Annotated in this window: 20 protein-coding genes and 2 pseudogenes; 11 read left to right on the top strand and 11 right to left on the bottom strand. The window is 57.6% G+C overall.

Going from position 1 to position 19,163, the window contains the following annotated elements; all coding sequences use genetic code 11:
* Nucleotides 1–324 precede the first annotated feature (324 nt).
* Nucleotides 325–1,338 (bottom strand): YncE family protein, encoded by a 1,014-nt coding sequence (locus C2I35_RS19060; protein WP_146050087.1) that lies wholly within the window; start codon nt 1,336–1,338, stop codon nt 325–327.
* 238 nt (nt 1,339–1,576) lie between these two features.
* Entirely contained in the window at nt 1,577–1,855 is a 279-nt protein-coding gene (locus C2I35_RS19050; protein ID WP_146050086.1) for a hypothetical protein, read from the bottom strand.
* A 204-nt stretch (nt 1,856–2,059) separates the two neighbouring features.
* Here C2I35_RS19050 and C2I35_RS19045 point away from each other — a divergent pair, with 204 nt between their 5' ends.
* The 10 genes and pseudogenes from C2I35_RS19045 to C2I35_RS19005 all read left to right on the top strand — a co-directional run bounded on the left by C2I35_RS19045 (nt 2,060) and on the right by C2I35_RS19005 (nt 9,716).
* Nucleotides 2,060–2,950 (top strand): DMT family transporter, encoded by an 891-nt coding sequence (locus C2I35_RS19045; protein ID WP_103764605.1) that lies wholly within the window; start codon nt 2,060–2,062, stop codon nt 2,948–2,950.
* A gap of 129 nt (nt 2,951–3,079) precedes the next feature.
* Nucleotides 3,080–3,712 (top strand): RNA polymerase sigma factor, encoded by a 633-nt coding sequence (locus tag C2I35_RS19040; RefSeq protein ID WP_103764604.1) that lies wholly within the window; start codon nt 3,080–3,082, stop codon nt 3,710–3,712.
* Between the two features lie 96 nt (nt 3,713–3,808).
* Complete coding sequence (locus C2I35_RS19035) at nt 3,809–4,153, top strand: hypothetical protein (protein WP_146050085.1); 345 nt, start codon at nt 3,809–3,811, stop codon at nt 4,151–4,153.
* Between the two features lie 131 nt (nt 4,154–4,284).
* Nucleotides 4,285–4,350, top strand: a pseudogene (locus tag C2I35_RS22700) (ubiquinol-cytochrome c reductase iron-sulfur subunit N-terminal domain-containing protein); the annotation flags it as partial.
* Between the two features lie 15 nt (nt 4,351–4,365).
* Nucleotides 4,366–4,698: a Rieske (2Fe-2S) protein gene (locus C2I35_RS22695; RefSeq protein ID WP_338020436.1), complete on the top strand. Its 333-nt coding sequence runs from the start codon at nt 4,366–4,368 to the stop codon at nt 4,696–4,698.
* Nucleotides 4,699–5,410: 712 nt separating this feature from the next.
* A complete protein-coding gene (locus C2I35_RS19025; protein ID WP_103764602.1) occupies nt 5,411–5,680 on the top strand; it encodes a DUF5676 family membrane protein in 270 nt (89 codons plus the stop codon).
* 203 nt (nt 5,681–5,883) lie between these two features.
* A complete protein-coding gene (locus C2I35_RS19020) occupies nt 5,884–8,292 on the top strand; it encodes a copper-transporting P-type ATPase (protein ID WP_274594366.1) in 2,409 nt (802 codons plus the stop codon).
* Nucleotides 8,293–8,343: 51 nt separating this feature from the next.
* Nucleotides 8,344–8,577 carry a DUF2933 domain-containing protein gene (locus tag C2I35_RS19015; RefSeq protein WP_074940703.1) on the top strand — a complete coding sequence of 78 codons (234 nt, stop codon included), beginning with the start codon at nt 8,344–8,346 and terminating at the stop codon, nt 8,575–8,577.
* Nucleotides 8,574–9,224 carry a methyltransferase family protein gene (locus C2I35_RS19010; protein ID WP_211286185.1) on the top strand — a complete coding sequence of 217 codons (651 nt, stop codon included), beginning with the start codon at nt 8,574–8,576 and terminating at the stop codon, nt 9,222–9,224. The genes C2I35_RS19015 and C2I35_RS19010 overlap by 4 nt, the downstream gene beginning before the upstream one ends.
* 18 nt (nt 9,225–9,242) lie before the next feature.
* Complete coding sequence (locus tag C2I35_RS19005) at nt 9,243–9,716, top strand: hypothetical protein (protein ID WP_245890552.1); 474 nt, start codon at nt 9,243–9,245, stop codon at nt 9,714–9,716.
* Here C2I35_RS19005 and C2I35_RS19000 read toward each other — a convergent pair.
* Nucleotides 9,689–10,582: pseudogene (locus tag C2I35_RS19000) on the bottom strand (IS481 family transposase). The gene C2I35_RS19005 and the pseudogene C2I35_RS19000 overlap by 28 nt on opposite strands.
* A gap of 313 nt (nt 10,583–10,895) precedes the next feature.
* Here C2I35_RS19000 and petA point away from each other — a divergent pair.
* Nucleotides 10,896–11,444, top strand: coding sequence for a ubiquinol-cytochrome c reductase iron-sulfur subunit (gene petA / locus C2I35_RS18995; protein WP_103764601.1), 549 nt, complete (start codon nt 10,896–10,898; stop codon nt 11,442–11,444).
* A 44-nt stretch (nt 11,445–11,488) separates the two neighbouring features.
* On the opposite strand, the gene lgt is transcribed toward petA, so the two are convergent.
* The 8 genes from lgt to C2I35_RS21985 all read right to left on the bottom strand — a co-directional run bounded on the left by lgt (nt 11,489) and on the right by C2I35_RS21985 (nt 19,020).
* Nucleotides 11,489–12,412, bottom strand: coding sequence for a prolipoprotein diacylglyceryl transferase (lgt, locus tag C2I35_RS18990; RefSeq protein WP_103764600.1), 924 nt, complete (start codon nt 12,410–12,412; stop codon nt 11,489–11,491).
* Nucleotides 12,413–12,423: 11 nt separating this feature from the next.
* Nucleotides 12,424–13,746, bottom strand: coding sequence for an APC family permease (locus C2I35_RS18985; RefSeq protein ID WP_103764599.1), 1,323 nt, complete (start codon nt 13,744–13,746; stop codon nt 12,424–12,426).
* Nucleotides 13,747–14,487, bottom strand: a complete 741-nt coding sequence (locus tag C2I35_RS21990) for a hypothetical protein (protein ID WP_146050084.1) — start codon at nt 14,485–14,487, stop codon at nt 13,747–13,749.
* Nucleotides 14,484–15,167, bottom strand: a complete 684-nt coding sequence (locus tag C2I35_RS22340; RefSeq protein WP_425442941.1) for a TVP38/TMEM64 family protein — start codon at nt 15,165–15,167, stop codon at nt 14,484–14,486. Before C2I35_RS22340 ends, C2I35_RS21990 begins: the two co-directional genes overlap by 4 nt.
* Nucleotides 15,168–15,177: 10 nt before the next feature.
* Nucleotides 15,178–15,606, bottom strand: coding sequence for a DUF6010 family protein (locus C2I35_RS22335; protein ID WP_211286184.1), 429 nt, complete (start codon nt 15,604–15,606; stop codon nt 15,178–15,180).
* A gap of 323 nt (nt 15,607–15,929) precedes the next feature.
* Nucleotides 15,930–16,631 carry a copper resistance protein B gene (locus tag C2I35_RS18970; protein WP_103764596.1) on the bottom strand — a complete coding sequence of 234 codons (702 nt, stop codon included), beginning with the start codon at nt 16,629–16,631 and terminating at the stop codon, nt 15,930–15,932.
* Between the two features lie 25 nt (nt 16,632–16,656).
* A complete protein-coding gene (locus tag C2I35_RS18965; RefSeq protein ID WP_103764595.1) occupies nt 16,657–18,429 on the bottom strand; it encodes a copper resistance system multicopper oxidase in 1,773 nt (590 codons plus the stop codon).
* A 204-nt stretch (nt 18,430–18,633) separates the two neighbouring features.
* Complete coding sequence (locus C2I35_RS21985; RefSeq protein ID WP_146050083.1) at nt 18,634–19,020, bottom strand: hypothetical protein; 387 nt, start codon at nt 19,018–19,020, stop codon at nt 18,634–18,636.
* Between the last annotated feature and the right edge of the window lie 143 nt (nt 19,021–19,163).

Below are 19,163 nucleotides of genomic sequence, written 5' to 3'. Positions count from 1 at the left end.
AAAGGGCAGGGTGGCTTGCTGAACAAGAGCGTGATCGAATTCTCCTCTCGCAGGCTTAGCTTTTGATTGAAGGAAGCTATCTCAAGCAGCTGAGCCGCTACAAGTTTTTCAGAGTTGACTAAACTAGCCACGCCGTCACGGCCCTTATTTCCGGAACGGCGTGGTGCTTTGTTTCAGCCTAGATTGCCAGCAGGGCTGTTGTACACACCGCAGCGTTGCAATTGCTGATTTCGCACTAACTGATCAGCTCAACTATTTCGTCAGCAATCTTGCATAGTGGCGGACCTAAACTGCAGTGTCCGCTTTGGCTGAAATCGTCTGAACCTATGGTATTTGAACGAATTGATGCCCCGTGCTGTCGGTCTTGACAGTCGTGAGAAGATCAAGCGTTTTCGGGTCGAGAACCCATAGCTCGTTCTTGGATGTGCTGCTTACCAGAAGCACATCGTCCACGCGCACCATGTGATAGGGTTCGGGTCCGATGTTGACTTCCACACGCTCACCTGTTGCGCGGTCAATGCGTACCACAAGAATACGCTCGCGTGCACTCGACCAGATTGTATCTTTATCGGCTGCAACGCCGTGCAGGTTTCCTCCAAGTTCAAACGTATCAAGAGTTTCACCACTGTCGGCATCGACAATTGAAACCTTGCCGACGTCAGACTCGCTGACAATCAATTGACGGGCCCCGGCATCCAGCACCATGTGCTTGGGTGGACCTTGCAGTTTGTAGTTGCGCGTAACAATCCCGTCTTTAGGCTCGAGTTCGCTGATCGTGTCATTCCCGGCGTTGGAAACGAAGAAATAGCCCTTCTTTGGATCGGCGATTACATATTCCGGGGTCGGACCCGTGGCGACGGTCGCAGTAACCTCACCGCGTTCCAGGTCGATCAGCGAAACAGGATCGAGTCCAGGATGCGTCACCGCGGCGAAGCGTTCATCCGACGAAACCCCGACATGGTGAACGATTCCGGGAACTTCGATGCGACGCAGGATTTCATGACTGTCCGCGTCGACCAAGGTGATCAGACTCGAAGTGGCCGGGCCGGCATCTTCTCCGCCTCCGTGGTGGGCTGCGTGATCCTCCTCAGAAACTACGGAAGGCTTGGGCACCATGCCGACTTCGGTTTCCGTAAGACTACCGGCAACCAGGATGCCGCGGTTTGTTGCGCCGGCCAGTCCGTGAACGTTGTCGAGACCCTCGATGCGGCCAACAACCTCAAAGGCTTCGTTCAGATGAAGTACTGTTCCGAGTTCTTCTTCCGGAATGTAGACATCGGCTATTGCAGCGCTGCTAGTGAGTACTACTGCACCGATTGCTAGTAACGGCAATCTCATAGGGTCGCTCCTTGTTTTCGCATAGGTTTCCGTGTTGATTTCCGACGCTATCCGAAACCGGAATCGGTGAATCGCGTCGACTTAGCGTTCTCTATCGCGAGGCGAAGCACGGACGAAAAGAAGGCCATAGCCGTTATGAGACTTCAGCTGACTGCGGCGCATTTTGAGCGCCACAGTCGTGTTTAAGCTGCAGAGAATTTGACTTTCCTTTGTCAGCCAGAGCGCCTGTTGTATAGCTTCATTGGCCTCGCTGCGGATTGTCAAAGCGCTCTTCGAACATGCTCTTGAACTCTGATGCAGCCTCCATATGGGCCTCCATCTCCGCGCGCGTGACCTTGCCGTCCTTGTTTTGATCGGCGTGATCGAAATGGCCGCGCATCGTATCGTTCATGTGGATGTTGTTATCGCGGTCGGGCAGATCATGATGCCCGGTTACATATCCCATGTCCGCGAGCGCTGCGCCGCCGAGAGCCGTAGCAAATGCGGTTGCGAGAATGAGCGTGGTGTTGCGTTTCATTGTAAGCCTCCATTTTTGGCGTGTTGTAGGTCCAACATGGCAAACGCGACGTGTCGCGCAACAGGCGCCCGGACTTGTCGTGTAATGGTCTGTCGCAGAAGTCGACCTGGTTACATTTGGTGACAGGTTTCTTCGGTATCTGACGCTTGATCCTGTAGATCGTAGACAGAATGAACGTGAGCCGGTTCGATGAAAGGACCACACATGACACCAGTAGCGGCCCTGAAGATTGTCCTTGCGATGGTGCTCTGGGCCTTGTGCTTCCCGGTCATCGTGGCCGGGCTCGAATACTCGCCTCATTTAACTTTTGCCGCCATGAGGGCGCTCCTCGCAGGCGGCGTGCTTACAGTTTTGGCGTTGATCTTAGGGCGACCGTTTCCGCGAGGGCACCGAGTTTGGTTGACGCTAGCGGGAGTTGGCTTCGGTGCGACGAGTCTTGGCTTTCTCGGGATGTTTCATGCGGCAGAGTTTGTCTCACCGGGACTTGCGACAGTAATAGCGAACACGCAACCTCTTCTGGCAGCTGTCCTCGCGGCGTTCTGGCTCGGGGAAAAGCTGTCCTTAATTGGTAGCGCAGGTTTGTTTGCTGGATTTGCGGGGATTGTGCTAATTGCCCTGCCGGATTTTCTGACAGACGGGAACGAGAGTTATGCCATTGGCGTTTTGTACATCATTCTTGCAGCCGCTGGCGTTACGCTTAGCAACGTCCTGATAAAATCCATTGCAGGAAAGGTGGACAGCCTTTCGGCAATGGGCGTGCAGATGCTGTTAGGTAGCGTACCACTCGTCATTGCGGCGATATCCATGGAGGAGCCAACTACAATTAACTGGGCGCCCGCATTCATCGCGTCGCTTCTCGTCCTGGCGATGGCAGGATCGGCACTTGTCTATTGGCTGTGGTTCTCAGCGCTTGAAACAGTTCCATTGAATCGTGCCAATGCCTTCAGTTTTCTCATTCCGGTTTTTGGACTGACCTTGGGTATCGTGGTCTATGGTGAGTGGCTCTCTGTGTTACAAATTGCAGGCATCGTTATGATATTTTTAGGAATAGCGATGGTTCACTGCGGAAAGGAACGGACACTCAATGAGGTTTGAAGACGCAACCCTCCAAAGCAACCGAGAACCGGTCGTTTATCCGTCACCTTCGATGAACGAACTTGAGTGCCGCGTTTTGTCGAACTTAATGCAATGTGCTCGCATCTCAATGAAATGGAGGGATGAGATATGACGGAGCCAGACAAAGAAACACGGGAACCCGCCCACGACCACGACCCGGCCGAGATCGCGCTTGCAGAGGGTAGGCAAGCCTTTCTGGGATTTCTGGTGCGCCGTTTGGGCAACAAGGCGGATGCGGACGATATTTTGCAGGAATTCTGCGTTCGGGTGCTGACGCGCAAAGACCAGCTGCGAGATGTGGAGCGAATGGATTCCTGGCTCTACGCCATCTTGCGATCGACGATGAACGATCATTTCCGTAAGGTGGCTCGCCGGGGGCGCCTCGCCGAAGCGTATGGCAGTGAACCCGAGGCACTGGCTGATGATGCCCCCGCACAGATGGCGCAGTTTTGCCGTTGCCTGGATGGTCTGATCCCGGCGCTGCGGGATGCAGATGCAGAATTGATTCGTCGGATCGACTTCGGAGAGGAGGACCGTGCTGCGGTCGCCGTCGACATGGACCTGACCCGCAACGCGCTTGGCGTGCGTCTGCATCGTGCCCGCGCGGCCTTGCGCGATGCGCTGACGGGTCATTGTGGCAAGTGTTGCAAGACAGGTTGGGATGACTGCTACTGCCCTCCGATCGGCTGCGAAAACCCCGAGGATCAGACCCACTGTGCTCCCAAGGACGCATCCAACTAATGCTGGGTGAATAGGCCCAGCTTGTAATGGTTTCTGCCAGGAAGCGTCGACTTCCGTGAAAGCCCATATCCGGGCATCATGGCGGGAGACACCAAAATGATCAGCGGAGAGGACAATACATCGGATCCGGCAATCCATAAGCGCCTCGCCGCCTCAACGGAGTTGTTTAGTCTCGTTCACCGGATGGGCTGCGCATGCGCGTCGCATTCGCACCATGCCGATGCGCCGGTTTCCCAAGAACTCTTTCGGCGGATCGAAAGTGACGGCCAGAGTCTGGTTGAAGCGGCCAGAATTTTGGGCCTCGGGCCCAAGGACTGCGCCTACCTCCTTGCCGGATTACGTCGCGATATGGCGACCGAACTCGTGGTTCTGCTGCTAGATACCGAAAGACCGTCTCCTGTTGTTTCAAATGAGACCAGCAATTCAAAGCTACGGAAGTAGCGGCCTGATAGCAGCAAAAACCAAACGAACAGCGCTGCGGCTAATGGCCGTCGTGAACTCGACCAACAGCAAGCGACGGGGAACAAGATGTCCAATTCAAAACAGACAATTGGTGTCCCAAACGCAGCCGTCGGCGAGACTTTCTCTACTATGCCGCTGCAGCCACCGGAGTAGTCGCAAGGGCCGCTGCGGTCTGACCGCTGATCAATTCCATGAACCCTTCGGTAGATGTCATCAGCCAATCGACCAGTATCTTCGATCTGACGGACGTAGCGGTAGGGTCCAGGATCACGGATGACTGGGCAGGCAAGCCCGCCTTCATATGGCGGCGTTCGCCTGAGGTGATTTCCGGGGCGCGCGCGACAGATCTCGAAGAGCTAGTTGATCCGATTGATGCCATTGAGGATAACTCCAACAAAGACCGGGTGATGCTGGCGCGCGATCAAAAGAGGTCGGCTGGCGAGGGAGGTGAGTGGGTGGTCGTGATAGTTGTGTACACCCAATTGGGGTGTGTGCCGGTCGGTCAGGATAGCTCTAGCGCTTGAGGGTTCGGCGGATGGTTTGGCCCTTGCCACGGATCGCATTGCGATCAGTCGGACCGAACTCGAAAAGATGCCGCGCCGCGAAATCTCGATATTCCGCCCTAAAGCCTCGCGCCCGATCTGTTGCTGAAAAGCGGAACGAAGTGACCCGCTGGATCGGTCGCGAAATCCACCGATTTCCCTGTAATGAAATGACGTGGCAGGCGTCTTCAATATGAAACCAGGATTGAAGGAGAAAAAGATGGCTCAAAATACCATCCAAAACGATAAAACCCAAACCGCAAAGCCCGGTGGGTGCTGTGGCGGCAGTTCTGTCAGTCTAGCCACCGAAGTCCGGCCCGAGGCCCGATCGACCGCTGCACGCTGCGGGAGATGCTGCTGCAGCAATAATTGAGATCGACCGCGTCACGGTCTCGCGTAGCGAGAAGGTTAGGCCGGTAACTTTTCAACATTCATCCAAAAGAAGGACAACATAGTCATGATTTCGCTAAGCGCCTTTGCAGGACTCTGTGCCCTGTTTCTCGCCCACTCGTCTTACGCATGGGGAAATCGCGATATAGCCATCCGGATTCCCCTCGAACAAGATCACACATCGGGAGCCATCTTCGGCACCCATCGTGACAAAACGATACAGGAAACCTCGTGACACCTCTTTGGCTGTGGGTGCAGTCATCTCCCCAGCGAGACATCCCCAAAGAGTTTGGAAGGAGAAATTATGTCTGATCGCACACCTGTTCGCATCTATCCCTTAGGCATGGCCCTTGGGACTCTGTTGGCGATCAGCTTCGTGCTTTGCGTTATCTTCGGCCTGCTGTTCCCGACCGCCACCATGTATCAAGCCTGGCTACCACTTCTGCCCGGCGTGGCCTGGATCAGCTGGTCGAGCGCCTTTCTGGGGCTGGTCGAGAGCTTTGCCTATGGCTGGTACATCGCCGTGATCTTCGTGCCGACGTTCAACTTCTTTTCGGGAAGGAAAAGGACATGAATTGCCGATGTTGTCCGGCCCGCTCCGGCATGGGTCATAGCCGAAGAATGTGGCAGCGAGGCAGATGGAAGAGCTGAAAAACATGCCTGTCTGAAAACAGGTCAGCGAAGACACCTGATTTCAGCCGGCCACGGGCACATTTTTGAGATCTCGGATCGGGGATAGACAGCATCTCGACGGAACGGGACAGGAAAGGACGCAAAATGAACGACAGCAAAGGCCAGCCAGTAAGGGAGGCTGACGACCCGGAAACTTTCAACACGGTTCCGGAAGGCCACACCGGCACAGTCTACACCTGCCCGATGCACCCCGAGATACGTGGCACCGAAGAAGGGAAATGCCCGAAATGCGGCATGTTCCTGGTCCCCGAGGGCGAGGCCGCGGACCACGCCCATCACGGCCATGATCACTCCGGCCACAGTCACGCCCACGGCGCCGCAACAGCGGGGGTCAAGGGGGGTGAATACGACACCGTGCCCGAAGGCTACGCCGGCACGGTGTATACCTGCCCGATGCACGCCGAAGTCAGACATCCCGGCCCCGGCTCCTGTCCGATCTGCGGTATGGGGCTGGAGCCCGAGACCGTCAGCGCAGAGGACGAAGGCCCTAACCCCGAACTGGTCGATTTCACCCGGCGGTTCTGGGTCGGTGCCGTTCTAACCATCCCGGTCCTGGTCCTCGCGATGGGGCCGTTCGTCGGTTTCACCTATTTCATGGAATTGCTGGGCGAACGGACATCTCTCTGGCTGGAACTTGCCTTGTCGACGCCGGTGATTTTGTGGTCGGGCTGGCCGTTCTTCGTGCGCGGTTACCACTCCTTCCGAACGATGAACCTGAACATGTTCAGTCTGATCGGGATGGGCGTGGGCGCGGCCTACATATTCAGTATCCTTGCGGTCATTGCGCCCCAGATATTCCCAGCGGGTTTCCGCGATGAGAACGGCAACGTCGGTGTCTACTTCGAGGCCGCCGCCGTGATCGTCACGCTGGTTCTTCTTGGGCAGGTCATGGAACTGCGCGCCCGCGAAGGTACCGGAAAGGCGATTCGCGCCCTCTTGGACATGGCTGCGAAGACAGCGGTGGTGATCCGCCCCGATGGAACCGAGGAAGAGATCGAGCTCGAGCAGGTGCAACTGGGCGATCACCTGCGTGTCCGGCCCGGCGATAAGGTGCCGGTCGATGGGGTCGTCGTCGAAGGGCGCTCCTCGGTGGACGAGTCGATGATCAGCGGCGAGCCTGTTCCCGTCGAGAAAGTCGCCGGCGAACCCGTCACCGGCGCCACGATCAACGGCACCGGCAGCCTCGTGATCGAAGCCACGCGCGTCGGCGCTGACACGATGCTCAGCCAGATCGTGCAGATGGTCGCCGATGCGCAGCGCAGCCGCGCGCCGATCCAGAAATATGCCGATCAGGTGGCAGGCATGTTCGTGCCGGCTGTCATAGCGGTCGCCATCGTGTCTTTCGTCGTCTGGTCGATCTGGGGACCGGACCCGGCCATGGCCTATGGCCTTGTTTCGGCGGTGGCGGTGCTCATCATCGCGTGCCCCTGCGCGCTTGGCCTTGCCACGCCGATGTCGATCATGACCGCGACGGGTACGGGGGCGCAGTTGGGTGTGCTGATTAAGAACGCCGAAGCACTGGAACGGTTCGAGAAGATCGACACACTGATCGTGGACAAGACGGGAACCCTGACCGAAGGCAAGCCCAGGCTGGTGGCGGTATTGCCCGAAGACGGCCATGACGAGGCCGAGGTGCTGCGTCTCGCCGCTTCGCTCGAACGTGGGTCGGAACACCCACTGGCCGAGGCTATCGTGCGTGGTGCAGAGGAACGCGGCGTGGATTTCGCAAAGGCCGAGGATTTCGAGGCGGTGACCGGCAAGGGCGTCAAGGGCCGCGTCGATGGCAAGGCAGTTGCCTTGGGTAATGCGGCGCTGATCCGAGACATGGGGCTGGATAGCGGTGCCCTGGTGGATGCCGCCAATGCGCGGCGCGACGAGGGTGAGACCGTCATGTTCATCGTGTTCGACAGCACGATCGCCGGGCTCGTCTGCGTGGCCGACCCGGTGAAGGAGACCACGCCCACCGCCCTCGAGGCGCTGCACGAACTGGGGTTCCGCATCATCATGGCCACCGGCGATAACGAGCGCACCGCGCTGGCCGTCGCGAACCGCCTTGGCATTGACGAAATCCGCGCCGATGTCCTTCCCGAGGACAAGGCCCGGATCATCAAGGAATTGCAGGAGCAGGGTCGGAAAGTCGCGATGGCGGGCGACGGGGTCAATGATGCCCCGGCGCTGGCACAGGCCGATGTCGGCATTGCCATGGGCACCGGCGCAGACGTCGCTATCAAGAGCGCGGGCTTCACTCTGGTCAAAGGCAACCTGGACGGCATCGTGCGCGCCCGAAAGCTGAGCCAGGCCACGATGCGCAACATCCGCCAGAACCTGTTCTTCGCGCTTATCTACAACGCCTCGGGCGTGCCGATCGCCGCGGGCGTACTCTATCCATTCTTCGGCATCCTGATCGGCCCCATCTTCGCCGCTTTCGCGATGAGTGCGTCATCGCTGTCGGTTGTGCTGAACTCCTTGAGGCTGAGACGACTGAAGTTCTGAGCCAATGACGGCAGACAATTTCTCCCTTCGACAGCAACAGGATCAAAGTAAATGACTGAGCACAATCATAACCACGACAATCAGGAAAAGGGCTTTTGGAAATCTCGCACAGGCGTCTTTCTTCTGATTGCTCTGGGGATTGGAGCGTTCCTCCTCGCATTCGAACATCGTGTCCATATTTTCGGCGGCAATGGGTTTCTCGCGCTGCTTCTTCTTGGATGCGTCGTAATGCATCTCTTCATGCATGGTGGGCACGGGGGTCATGGCGGAGGTGACAAGTCATGATGCATGATTCAGGATATGGGCTGTGGATATTTGCCCTGCTGAATGCGGCCATTTTCATCATTTTTGCATTCAGCTTCTTCAAGCCGCAAACGGCGCGCGACTGGCGCAGCTTTGGAGCTTTCAGCGCGTTTCTCGTTGCGCTGTTTACTGAAATGTATGGCTTTCCTTTCACGATTTATCTGCTGTCCGGTTGGTTGCAGACCTCATATCCGGGCATTGACTGGTTTTCGCACGATGCCGGCCACCTTCCGGAAATGCTCTTCGGCTGGCAGGCGAATCCCCATTTTGGTCCTTTCCACATCCTGAGCTTCGTTCTGATCGGGCTTGGGTTCTGGATGATCTCGGCTGCCTGGCGAGTGCTCTACCAAGCCCAACGGAACGGCACGCTGGCTACCAGTGGTCCCTATTCGCGCGTCCGACATCCGCAATACGTGGGCTTCATCCTCGTTTTGAACGGCTTTCTGGTCCAGTGGCCGACATTGCTGACACTGGCAATGTATCCGGTGTTGATCTGGATGTACGTGCGGCTTGCTCGCGCAGAGGAGCGGGAAACCCGGGCCGCGTTCGGAGACAGGTTCGACGCGTATGCCGCGCGTGTTCCCGCCTTCTTGCCAAACCTCACGCAGACACATGACGCAACTCAATGACAAGACGGGAGCGGACCCATGAGCGACAATCCAACCGATAGGGAATCACACAGTGATGGCGTATCGTCATGGTTTCCGACCGCGTACTCGATCCTTTTTGTCTTAATCATCATTGTCGCAGCCCTGACCTGGATCATCCCCGCAGGACAATATGATCGTGCGATGAACGAAGAGGTCGGGCGTGAAGTCGCCGTGCCGGGAACCTACCAGACCGTCGATCCCAATCCGCAGGGCTTTGTCGAAGTCATGCTAGCTCCCGTGGCAGGATTCTATGACCCGGACAGTTATGCGGCGAACGCAATTGATGTAGCGCTGTTTGTGCTCCTGCTGGGTGGGTTTCTTGGCGTAGTCAACGCCACCAAAGCCATCGATACTGGCATTCAGACGGCGATGGGTCGCATGAAAGGGCGCGAGATCTGGATGATTGTAAGGTGCGGTTACTCGTGGGACATCCCGTTTGTTGATTATAGCTTCTCTCTGAGCGCTTCGTAAGGCGTCTTTCCGTTATGTGCGCCATGCGGCCTGTGGAAGTTGTAGAAGCGCTCCCATTCGCCCAACTTTGCTTCAAGATCGACATCGCCTTTGTAGCTCAGCAACTGGTAGAATTCCTGCCCATCCGACCTGTGTGACCGTTCCACCTTACCGTTCAGCTGCGGCGTCCCGCGCTTGATGTAAGCATGGCGGATGCCAAGATCCTCGACATGCCAATGGAATTTGGCCTGGAACTCATGGCCATTATCCGTCCTGATTTCGCGGATGCGGAACGGGAACTTTTCAACGACGTGGTCAACAAAGTTGATTGCATTGGCTTGGGTGTGCTTTTCGTAAATCTTCAGCGCCCGAACCCGCGTTGCGTCATCGATGGCGGTGTATTGGAACCGGCGTACCTTCTCACCTTTCTAGTCAATGAAGGTCAGGAACTTAACATCCATCTGGATGTGATGGCCGGGTACCTGCTTCTGATAACGTTTGGTGTGAACCTTGCGCATGCGAGTGCCGCGAGGGAGGCGGTTCAGCCCATGGCGGCGCAGGATGCGCGAAACCGTGGCGTCAGACAGTTTGATGTCGTGATAGCGCTCCAAGTACCAGACGATCCGCATCGGGCCGAGGTGATACTTGCGCCGAAGATAAAGTACCTTGTTCTCGCGCTCAGGCGGCGTCCGATTGGCATGCCACTTGGGAATGGGCGGCGCGTTGATCAGGCCAGCTTCGCCACGCTCCGCATAGGCTTGACGCCAACGGTAGAAGCTGGATCGACCTATCCCGAAATAGCGGCAAGTCCTCGCGACGTGACCGATCTCCTCCGCATGTCGCAGTATCCGCAACTTGCGTTGGATCTCGCGTTGATCTTTGGTCATGAACATCTCCTTCTTCCCAAACCTGGGAGGTTAAAGAAAATGTCCCGCGAGTAACGGCATATCTACAAGCCAGACTCGCTTACATCAATTTCGTCGTCGAAGGAAGTCGTAAGGATGTTTGGGGTTTTGCAGGTTTGAACGCCGAAGAAAATGCCGAGTCAAGCAGTCGCGACATCTGAGCTTGTTGATTGCTGTGCACTACCTTTCCACGCCCCCCGGAATACCGTTCAGGCCGGTAGCGATACAGTCTGTTACAAGAATCTGCTTGAGCTTCCAGTGCTGAAATCCCCTAAGAGGAGCTACGACAAAGTCTATTGACCATGCAGAGCGACGCGATTTCCTATATTATGCAACTGCCGGGGCAGGGGCCGTAGTCACGGGCGCGGCCATCTGGCCGCTTGTTAACCAGATGAACCCTGCCGCTGATGTCAGAGCTTTGCTCAGTATCCGCGTGGATATTTCCAAGCTGACACCCGGCACGCAACTCACTTTGAAGTGGCGGGGAAAACCGGTGTTCATCCGCTATCGAACTGAAGAGGAAATTTCTGCGGCGCGTTCCGAAAGTGTCGCCGACCTACCTGATGCGATCGCAAGAAACCCCAACTTCGACGGGGACGTGCCGGCGACCGATGAGCACCGGGCAGTTCCCGGCCGCGAAGAGTATTTGGTCATGATTGGCGTTTGCACTCACTTGGGATGCGTTCCGCTTGGAAACGGCTCCGGCGATTTTGGAGGTTGGTTTTGCCCTTGCCACGGCTCGCATTATGACACCGCCGGGCGCATCAGAAAAGGACCCGCACCAGAGAACCTTCACATTCCGGACCTTTCGCTGTCGGATGACTTGATTCTCGTTTTGGGATAAACGGCGCGCAGCGTTTCATTGCATAGGTTCGAGCGGATCGAAACTTACAATGTCTCGGTTGTCTTCTGGTCGCGATCTCGCTGTTGCATGCGAAAAGCCCAACAGATCAATGCCAGTCCGGCAAAGATCATTGGCAGCGACAACGCCTGCCCCATCGTTAGTCCCCAGGTTCCGAAATGCAGGGCGTGTCCGATTGGGTTATCCTCACTTACGAATTGCAAATCCGGCTGCCTGAAGAACTCGACGAAGGCCCTGGACATGCCATAGCCCGCAAGAAACACCCCTGTCAGGGCACCGGGCCTTTTCAGCCAGCCCTTTCGCCATGCCAGAACCAGCATAAGGATGCACAGCACCATTCCTTCGAGCAACGCTTCGTAAAGCTGCGACGGGTGCCTCGCGCAGAGCCCCTCGATGCCGGGGCTGGTCTGCGCGGCTTCGCCCGGAAAGACGACCCCCCAGGGCATTGTGGTGGGGCGGCCCCAAAGCTCGTTATTCGTGAAGTTCGCGAGACGCCCGAGAAAGAGCCCCGGCGGCGTCGCCAGCGCCAAGAGATCCGCCGTGCTCAGTAATGGCAAACGCCAGCGCAGACAATAAACGAGAGCCGCAACCGTCACCCCGAGAAACCCGCCGTGGAAGGACATGCCACCCTGCCACACCATCAGGATCTCTGACGGGTTTTGCAGGTAGTATTGCGGCTGGTAGAATAGGACATAGCCGAGGCGCCCCCCGATGATGACGCCGAGGATGATCCATGTCAGAAGGTCGTCGACCTGTGCGGGCTTCATCGGCGCCCCCGCGCTCGGCCAGATTGCGGGCCGCCTGGCGGCCCGAACGCAAATACGCCAGCCAATGAGTATGCCGACGATATACGCGAGCGCATACCAGCGCAGCGCGAGGTGGAATCCGAAGATATCGAACGAAAAGACTTCGTGGCCGATGTCGGGAAAGGGCAATGCGGCGGTCAGCATCGGATTCTCTCCTACATTTTCGAGTGAGATTGGGAGTGTGCCTCCTGCGGCGGGCGGCGGCGGAGAAAGAGCCCCACGAAGGCAAAGACAGCTGCCATCATCCCGACGGACACCAGCACGATCAGCGGATCGCTCTGCCATTTCAGAGCGGCAAACGCCGCTAGCACGACGATGTCGAGCGCGATCGCGCTGAGCAGAATAGCCCCCACGGCACCAATTTCCTGTCGCAGGTGCCGAAACACGCCCCAATGGATGATGATGTCCATCACCAGATAGAAGAACGCACCGAGCGAGGCGATCCGGCTGAGATCGAAGAACACCGCTAGGAAACTGGCGATAACCACGGTGTAGACCAAAGTATGGTCTCGGATCGCACCCGGCATGCCGAAGTGGCTGTGGGGGATCAGTTTCATGTCGGTCAGCATGGCAAGCATTCGAGAGACCGCGAAAATGCTCGCGATCAGTCCTGAGGACGTGGCGACGATGGCCAGTAGGACAGTCAGGTAGAAGCCCTTGCGGCCCAAGGTCGGCCCTGCGGCTTCAGCAAGGGCATAGTCTTTTGCAGCGATGATCTCTTCAAGGTTAAGACTGGAACCGACGGCGAAGGCGACGAGAAGATAAACGATAACGCAGATGCCGATGGACGCAACGATGGCCCGACCGATATTACGGTTCGGATTGGTCACTTCGGCACCGCTATTGGTGATCGTGGTGAACCCTTTGAAAGCGAGGATCGAAAGCGCAACGGAGGCCACGAAGCCGGTGATTTGCGTCGATTGCCCGTCCGTCGCCGCCTCGAACGAAATACCGCCTGCCCAGAGCGCCGCCGCCCCGAAAAGCGTGATACCTCCCACCTTTAGGATAGCCATGACGATCGAGAACAACCCAACCGACCGGTTGCCGGCAGCGTTGATGAGATAGGCAAACACAATCAGACCCACACCGAGGGTAGAAACCAACCAGTTGGTCTGCTCGACGCCTAATCCCTCCAAAGAATATGTGGCGAAAGTCCGCGCAACGAGGCTTTCGTTGATGACCATCGATAGGGCCATGAGCAACGCGGCCCCCGCGGCGACGGTCGTCGGGCCATAGGCCTTCTGCAGAATCATCGCGATGCCTCCGGCCGAAGGGTAGACATTGGACATCTTGACGTAGGTAGATGCGCTGAACGCAGTGACAAGCGCACCGGCGATGAAGGACAGCGGAAAGAGCGGTCCGGCAAGCTGTGCGATCTGTCCGGTCAGCGCGAATATACCGGCACCGATCATCACGCCCGTCCCCATCGCGATGGCATCCGCGAGGCTTATACTGTTCGCCTTGTATTCAGATTTCATCTAGACATTTCCCTTTTTGGATGCGCGTGCCTTCCCGGCCGAGAGCGTCTGCGGTCTGCGGGAATGCCCCCGCTTGCCATCCCCGGCGATGAGATTAGCGCCGGGCCGGTCGTTGAGGCTCCAACTTTCGCGAAAGGCTTCCAGCAGTTCGGGCTCCGCGCGATGCGCTGCGGCCGCCCGGGCAAATGTTTGCGGCGGGCATGTGCGAAATGCGTTTGCAGGTCGTCGCCATCGCGAAAGACGCGCGCAGCAAGGCCCGGGGCGCCGACCGGGTGGAAGGGAAACACCAGCAGCGCCCGGATCGTCCAGCGCAGCCTGCGCCCGGGATCGCGGCTGAAGAGTCGCGCGGACAGCGACGACAGGCGCAGCATCCGGCGGTAGAGTTCCCAACCGACATCGGTGACGACCGCGTGCGCGCACCCCGTCTCGGCCCCGGGGCGCCGCAGAGCGCGCATCGGCGGCGACGGTGTAGATGGCAAGCTCCACCATCAGCCGGCTGCCGCAATCGGGCAGGGTCTGCAATCCGGCAATCTCCCGCATCTCTTCCGCTGCACGATCGAGCGTGACGAGAAAACGCTCGATGTCTTCAGGCAGCCAGCGCACCTTTTCGCCATCCGCAAGGTGCAATGCCCGATTGCCCAGTTGCCAGCGGCAAGTCCGCAACAGCTCGCGGCGGATCAGCGCGCGAACGGCTCTCCAGCCCGGGGACGGGCGCGCGTCGGGCCTGGGGGTCGCGGTCATGAGCGAGCCTTCCTTCCGCGCTGCTCGCGGATCGCCCCGACGATAAGGGGGGTCAGCGTCAGTGCCCCCAGCCCGACAGCGGCCCAGGCGGCTCGCCCGGGCTCGCCGCTCACCGCCTCGTTACCGAAATGCGCGAGAACGAAACTGGCTGGGATGATGCCGGCAAGCGTCGCTACAGCGAAACGCCAGAAATGCAGGCAGCTGAGACCGGCAGCGTAGCTGACGATGTCGAACGAGATAAACGGCATCAGCCGGCTGGCGAACACGGTCAGGGCCAGCGCGTTCTGCGATCCGAGCCAGCCCTTGTCCACCGTCTCGCCCAACCTTCTGGTCAGCACATCGCGCCCCAGGAACCGTGCCAGAGCGAAGGCCGCCAAGGCGCCGAGTTCGGCGCCGATGACGATGTAAATGGTGCCGATCGTATGTCCGTATGCGGCACCTGCCGCCAAGGCGATAGGTGCGCTTGGGATCGGCGTGGCGACGATGGCGATCGTCATGAGGGCGATGATGACGATCGGCCCCCATGCGCCGGCGGCGCTCACAGAGGCCGATATCCGCTCGCCGCTGAGGTCTTCCTCGAAGCCTGATAAGGGCCCAAGGAACAGCGCCGCCGCAGCGGCCACGAGCGCGACCGCGAGGACGATTTTTGCGCCTGTTCCAACCGTGATGCCCTGTGCCACCTGACCGCCCTCACGGTAGATAAAGGATGAGGAGAAAACCGGCGGCCAGCAGATCGAAGACCACGCAGTAGGGAATGTACCATTTCGGCACCGGTGCACCGAAGGCGCTAATACTGTGCAGCAGGTCCCAGGCCGCATGCGCCGCCAGTCCCAGCGGCAACGCGAGCGGGGACCAGAGCAGACCAACAAGCGCCACAAACGCGTAGAAGGCAGCGGCCCCGAATTCCAACCAGAACTGCCGGGCCAAGCCAGAGGAGGCGCCGAAACCGATATAGGCGCCCCCGATCACGGCCAGTGTCAGGGCCGCGATTGCGACCGAGACCTGTTCGGGCACCCAAAGGTGAACGGGCGCAAATACGAGGAACAACCCCGAACCGATGGCACTCGGACCCAGCGTATCTGTAGTGATCCAGCCGACTTGGCTTCTATCGTTCGACATGGTGCGGTGCGTCCTCGTATCTGGCGGGATTGCGTCCGGGTCGCTACGACCCTAGGGCTTCCAGCTGATGGAAGCTCAAGACGTAATCGTAGAATCTCCATTTCACGCGGCGTCGACGGCCTGGCCCATCATCTCGCGCACATCGACAGCGACCTCGTTAAGCTGAAATTGCCATGCTGCGTCCGCTCTACCGCATGTGACCCGCGTGTCCCCGTCCACTCATCACGGTTTCGTTTCAAGTTTGGCTGTTAATCTCTCACGCTCCCTTTGGGGATTGCATAGTTTGAAAGTCGCCCGGGCTTGCAGCCGGGGCGACAAAATTTTCAGAACATTAGGCGCGTACCGAAGACGATCGAAAATGCATCAGTATCTTCACCATTTGCTTTGACGATGTCCTTCGTGTCGCCATAAGAGGCCTCGTAGTTAACGCCGACATAAGGAGAAAAAGCGCGGTCGATGACGTCATAGCTGAGCCGCGCTCCGATCTCCACTATAGCACCGCCAGCGCCGCGTTCGCGCGCCAGATCATCCTTCAGGGGCATATCAACTTCGATGCTCGGCGTGAAAATCAGGCGGTTGGTCAACAGTGCCTCATACTCTGCCTCGAAACGGAAGAATGGGTGATCAGACACGAAAAGATCGGCATCGATCTCGAACCACTGCGGCGCGAGGCCTTTGAGGCCTACCACACCAGCGTAGCGGTCAGGTGCCCCACCCGGCGTATCCGCATAAGCCCCCACTACGGCATCAAAGAAAGGCGAAACTGGAAACTGAAGTCGCGCCTGGTTTTCCAATTTTTCGAAATCATCCGATGTGAGGCCAAGCTCGGCTTCGCTTCTCCAGACGAATTTCAACTCATCCGATCCCGCCAGAGCATCAAAATCCCATACGAAGGCATCCTCACCATCCATCGCGCGATATTCGAACTGCTCCGCTTGGAAACCCCAGATAAGCGGCTCGGCGTATGTGACCTGAGCCCATGGCAGAAAGAGGCCGGCAAGTCCGGCCAGTTTGAAACGTTTCATCTTGATTTTCCTTTTACTGACTGGTTCAGGCTGGGCGCCCTCTGACTACGACTTTGCGGAACATGCCACCGTCAGCGTGGTAAGAGAGGTGACAATGGAAAGCCCACTGTCCAGGGGCATCGACCTCTACCTCTATGTCGGTTGTCGTGCCGGGTTGGACGCTCACCGTGTGCTTGATGGGGTTACGCGCGCCCTGACCGGTATCGATGATCGACCACATCCCGTGCAGGTGCATTGGATGCGCCATCATTGTCTCATTGATGAAGCGGATGCGCACCCGTTCGCCATAATTCAGCACGATTGGGTCGGCATCCTCGTATTTTACTCCGTTGATCGACCAGATGTAACGCTCCATGTTGCCCGTCAGACGCAGTTCAATGGTGCGCGAGGCAGCGCGGTTCCGGTAAAGCGGCCGCGCAGCGCGCAGATCCGTGTAGGACAGGAACTTGCCGCCGTTATAGGCCTTGGGTGTCAGCCCGCTCCCTGGCGCATAGAATGGGTCGTGATTGCCTGACATATTCATGCCAGAGTTCTCCATGCCGTTCATGCCGGGCTTATTCATACCCTGCATTTTTGAGTGCTCCATTCCACTCATGGTCTGCATGCCACTTGCGTTCTGCATGACGTGGTCACCCATATCCATCCCCATCATGCCGCTCATGTCGGCCATTGTGAGCAATGGCTTGGACCTGAGCCGCGGCACGGCCCCGGCATAACCTTTTTTTGGCGATAGAGTCCCACGAACGAGCGCAGTGCGACCCATTGATTCGGCAATGATGCTATAAACTTTGTTTTCCCGCGGCTGGATGATGACGTCATACGTTTCGGCTACGGCGACACGCAACTCGTCAACCGTGACTGGCTTGACGTCATTGCCATCAGCCTGGACCACGGTCATTTTCAGGCCAGGAATACGCATATCGAAATAGGTCATGGCCGAAGAATTGATGATCCGTAGGCGGATCTTCTCACCTGGCCGGAATAGTCCTGTCCAGTTTTGCGAGGTGCTTCGTCCGTTGATGAGCGCCGTGTATCCCTGCACATCCTCGATGTCGGTTGGCATCATTCGCATCCGGCCCCACATTCCGCGGTCCTTGAGGGCTGCCTTTAGGCCGTCCTGACGCGAATCCTTGATCAGGGTCTGCAACGTGCGTTGCGAGCGGTTGTAATAATCCGGCATCCTCTTGAGATTCCGCATGATCCGGCTGCCCGGATGCGGGTGTTTGTCGGCCAGTTGCACGACATAATCGCGATTTGCCCCAAGCCGTTCACCATCGCGCGGCTCGATCACAATGGCACCGTAAGCACCATCGGGTTCCTGAAAGCCTGAGTGGCTGTGAAACCAATACGTGCCCGCCTGCTGAATCGGAAAGCGGTAGGTGAAGGTTTCACCCGGGGCGATACCGTTGAAGCTGATGCCAGGGACGCCGTCCTGCCGGAATGGCAGGACAAGCCCGTGCCAATGTATAGAAGTGCTCTCGCGAAGATTATTGGTCACATTAATGGTGACTTCCTCGCCTTCCCTGAAACGCAGGATCGTTGGAATCTGGCTCTTGTTGTAACCGACGCCCATTTTCCGAAAGTTTCCAGTGTTGATCCGAACCCGGTCGACAGTGACATCATAGGTCCCTTTCGATGTGATTTTTGGTGATCCGTGCGCGCGCAATACCGTCGGCATGGCAAGCGCGGCAGCCGCGGTCAAACCGAACTGACGCCGGGACAGACCTTTTGCCAGATGTTCCGAAGAACTGAGTGCTGTTTCGGAAAGCGCACACTGTTTTGCTTTGAAGAGTCGCATACTCTTCTCCTTTGTGATGATTGAGTCGAAGGTTCGCCCGACTAAGGCAGACCTCGAGTAGTTTCCAAGGAGTGACCCCGCGAGTACCCGAGGTGTTTCAGGACCACCCCAACAGGCGAGCCAGTCACACGTTCACGCCGTTTCTTCTTTGGACGAGACCGGAAACCTTAGCCGTATGATGCAGGGATGAGAATCGAAGCCCGTTCACACTCGCGGAGGGGGCGAAGACGCTTCCGGCGTCAAGCTTTCCGCGTAGACCGCGCGCGAGCCATGATAAACGTGAACGATAAGGAGCTTTGGTTCGGCTAGCGCATGATCGCCGTTAGAAAAAGTGACGCAATGCACCATCATACCACGGCAACCGGGGATAGTATCGTCCGACACAAGATGTCCGCCACAGTCACGAACGTCCATTGCGGCGACGTGGCTCCAATCTTGTTGCGGCGAGTCAGCTTCAGATCCGATAAAAGGCATGGCCGCTACCATCAAGGCGATGAGCGACAGAATATGAGCCATTCGTGTCAATTTGAAAAAACGCATACGTCTCGTACCTTTCACAATTAAAAAAGCGCGATTGCCAACAAAGATCAAGGATACATTTCGTTACAAAAATTATGCTTCTAAAGCATTGGTTTTTATTGACCTTCCAGCGCGGGAGCATAGCTTGCTCGGCTAGGTACCCACGTTTCAAAAGGCTGAATATGCTATTTTTTGAAAGACACAGGTTTCATTCG

Source organism: Roseovarius confluentis (assembly GCF_002917925.1).
Lineage (GTDB): Bacteria > Pseudomonadota > Alphaproteobacteria > Rhodobacterales > Rhodobacteraceae > Roseovarius > Roseovarius confluentis.
Note: the sequence above shows the minus strand (reverse complement) of the source record. Positions and strands in the feature narration are given on the sequence as shown.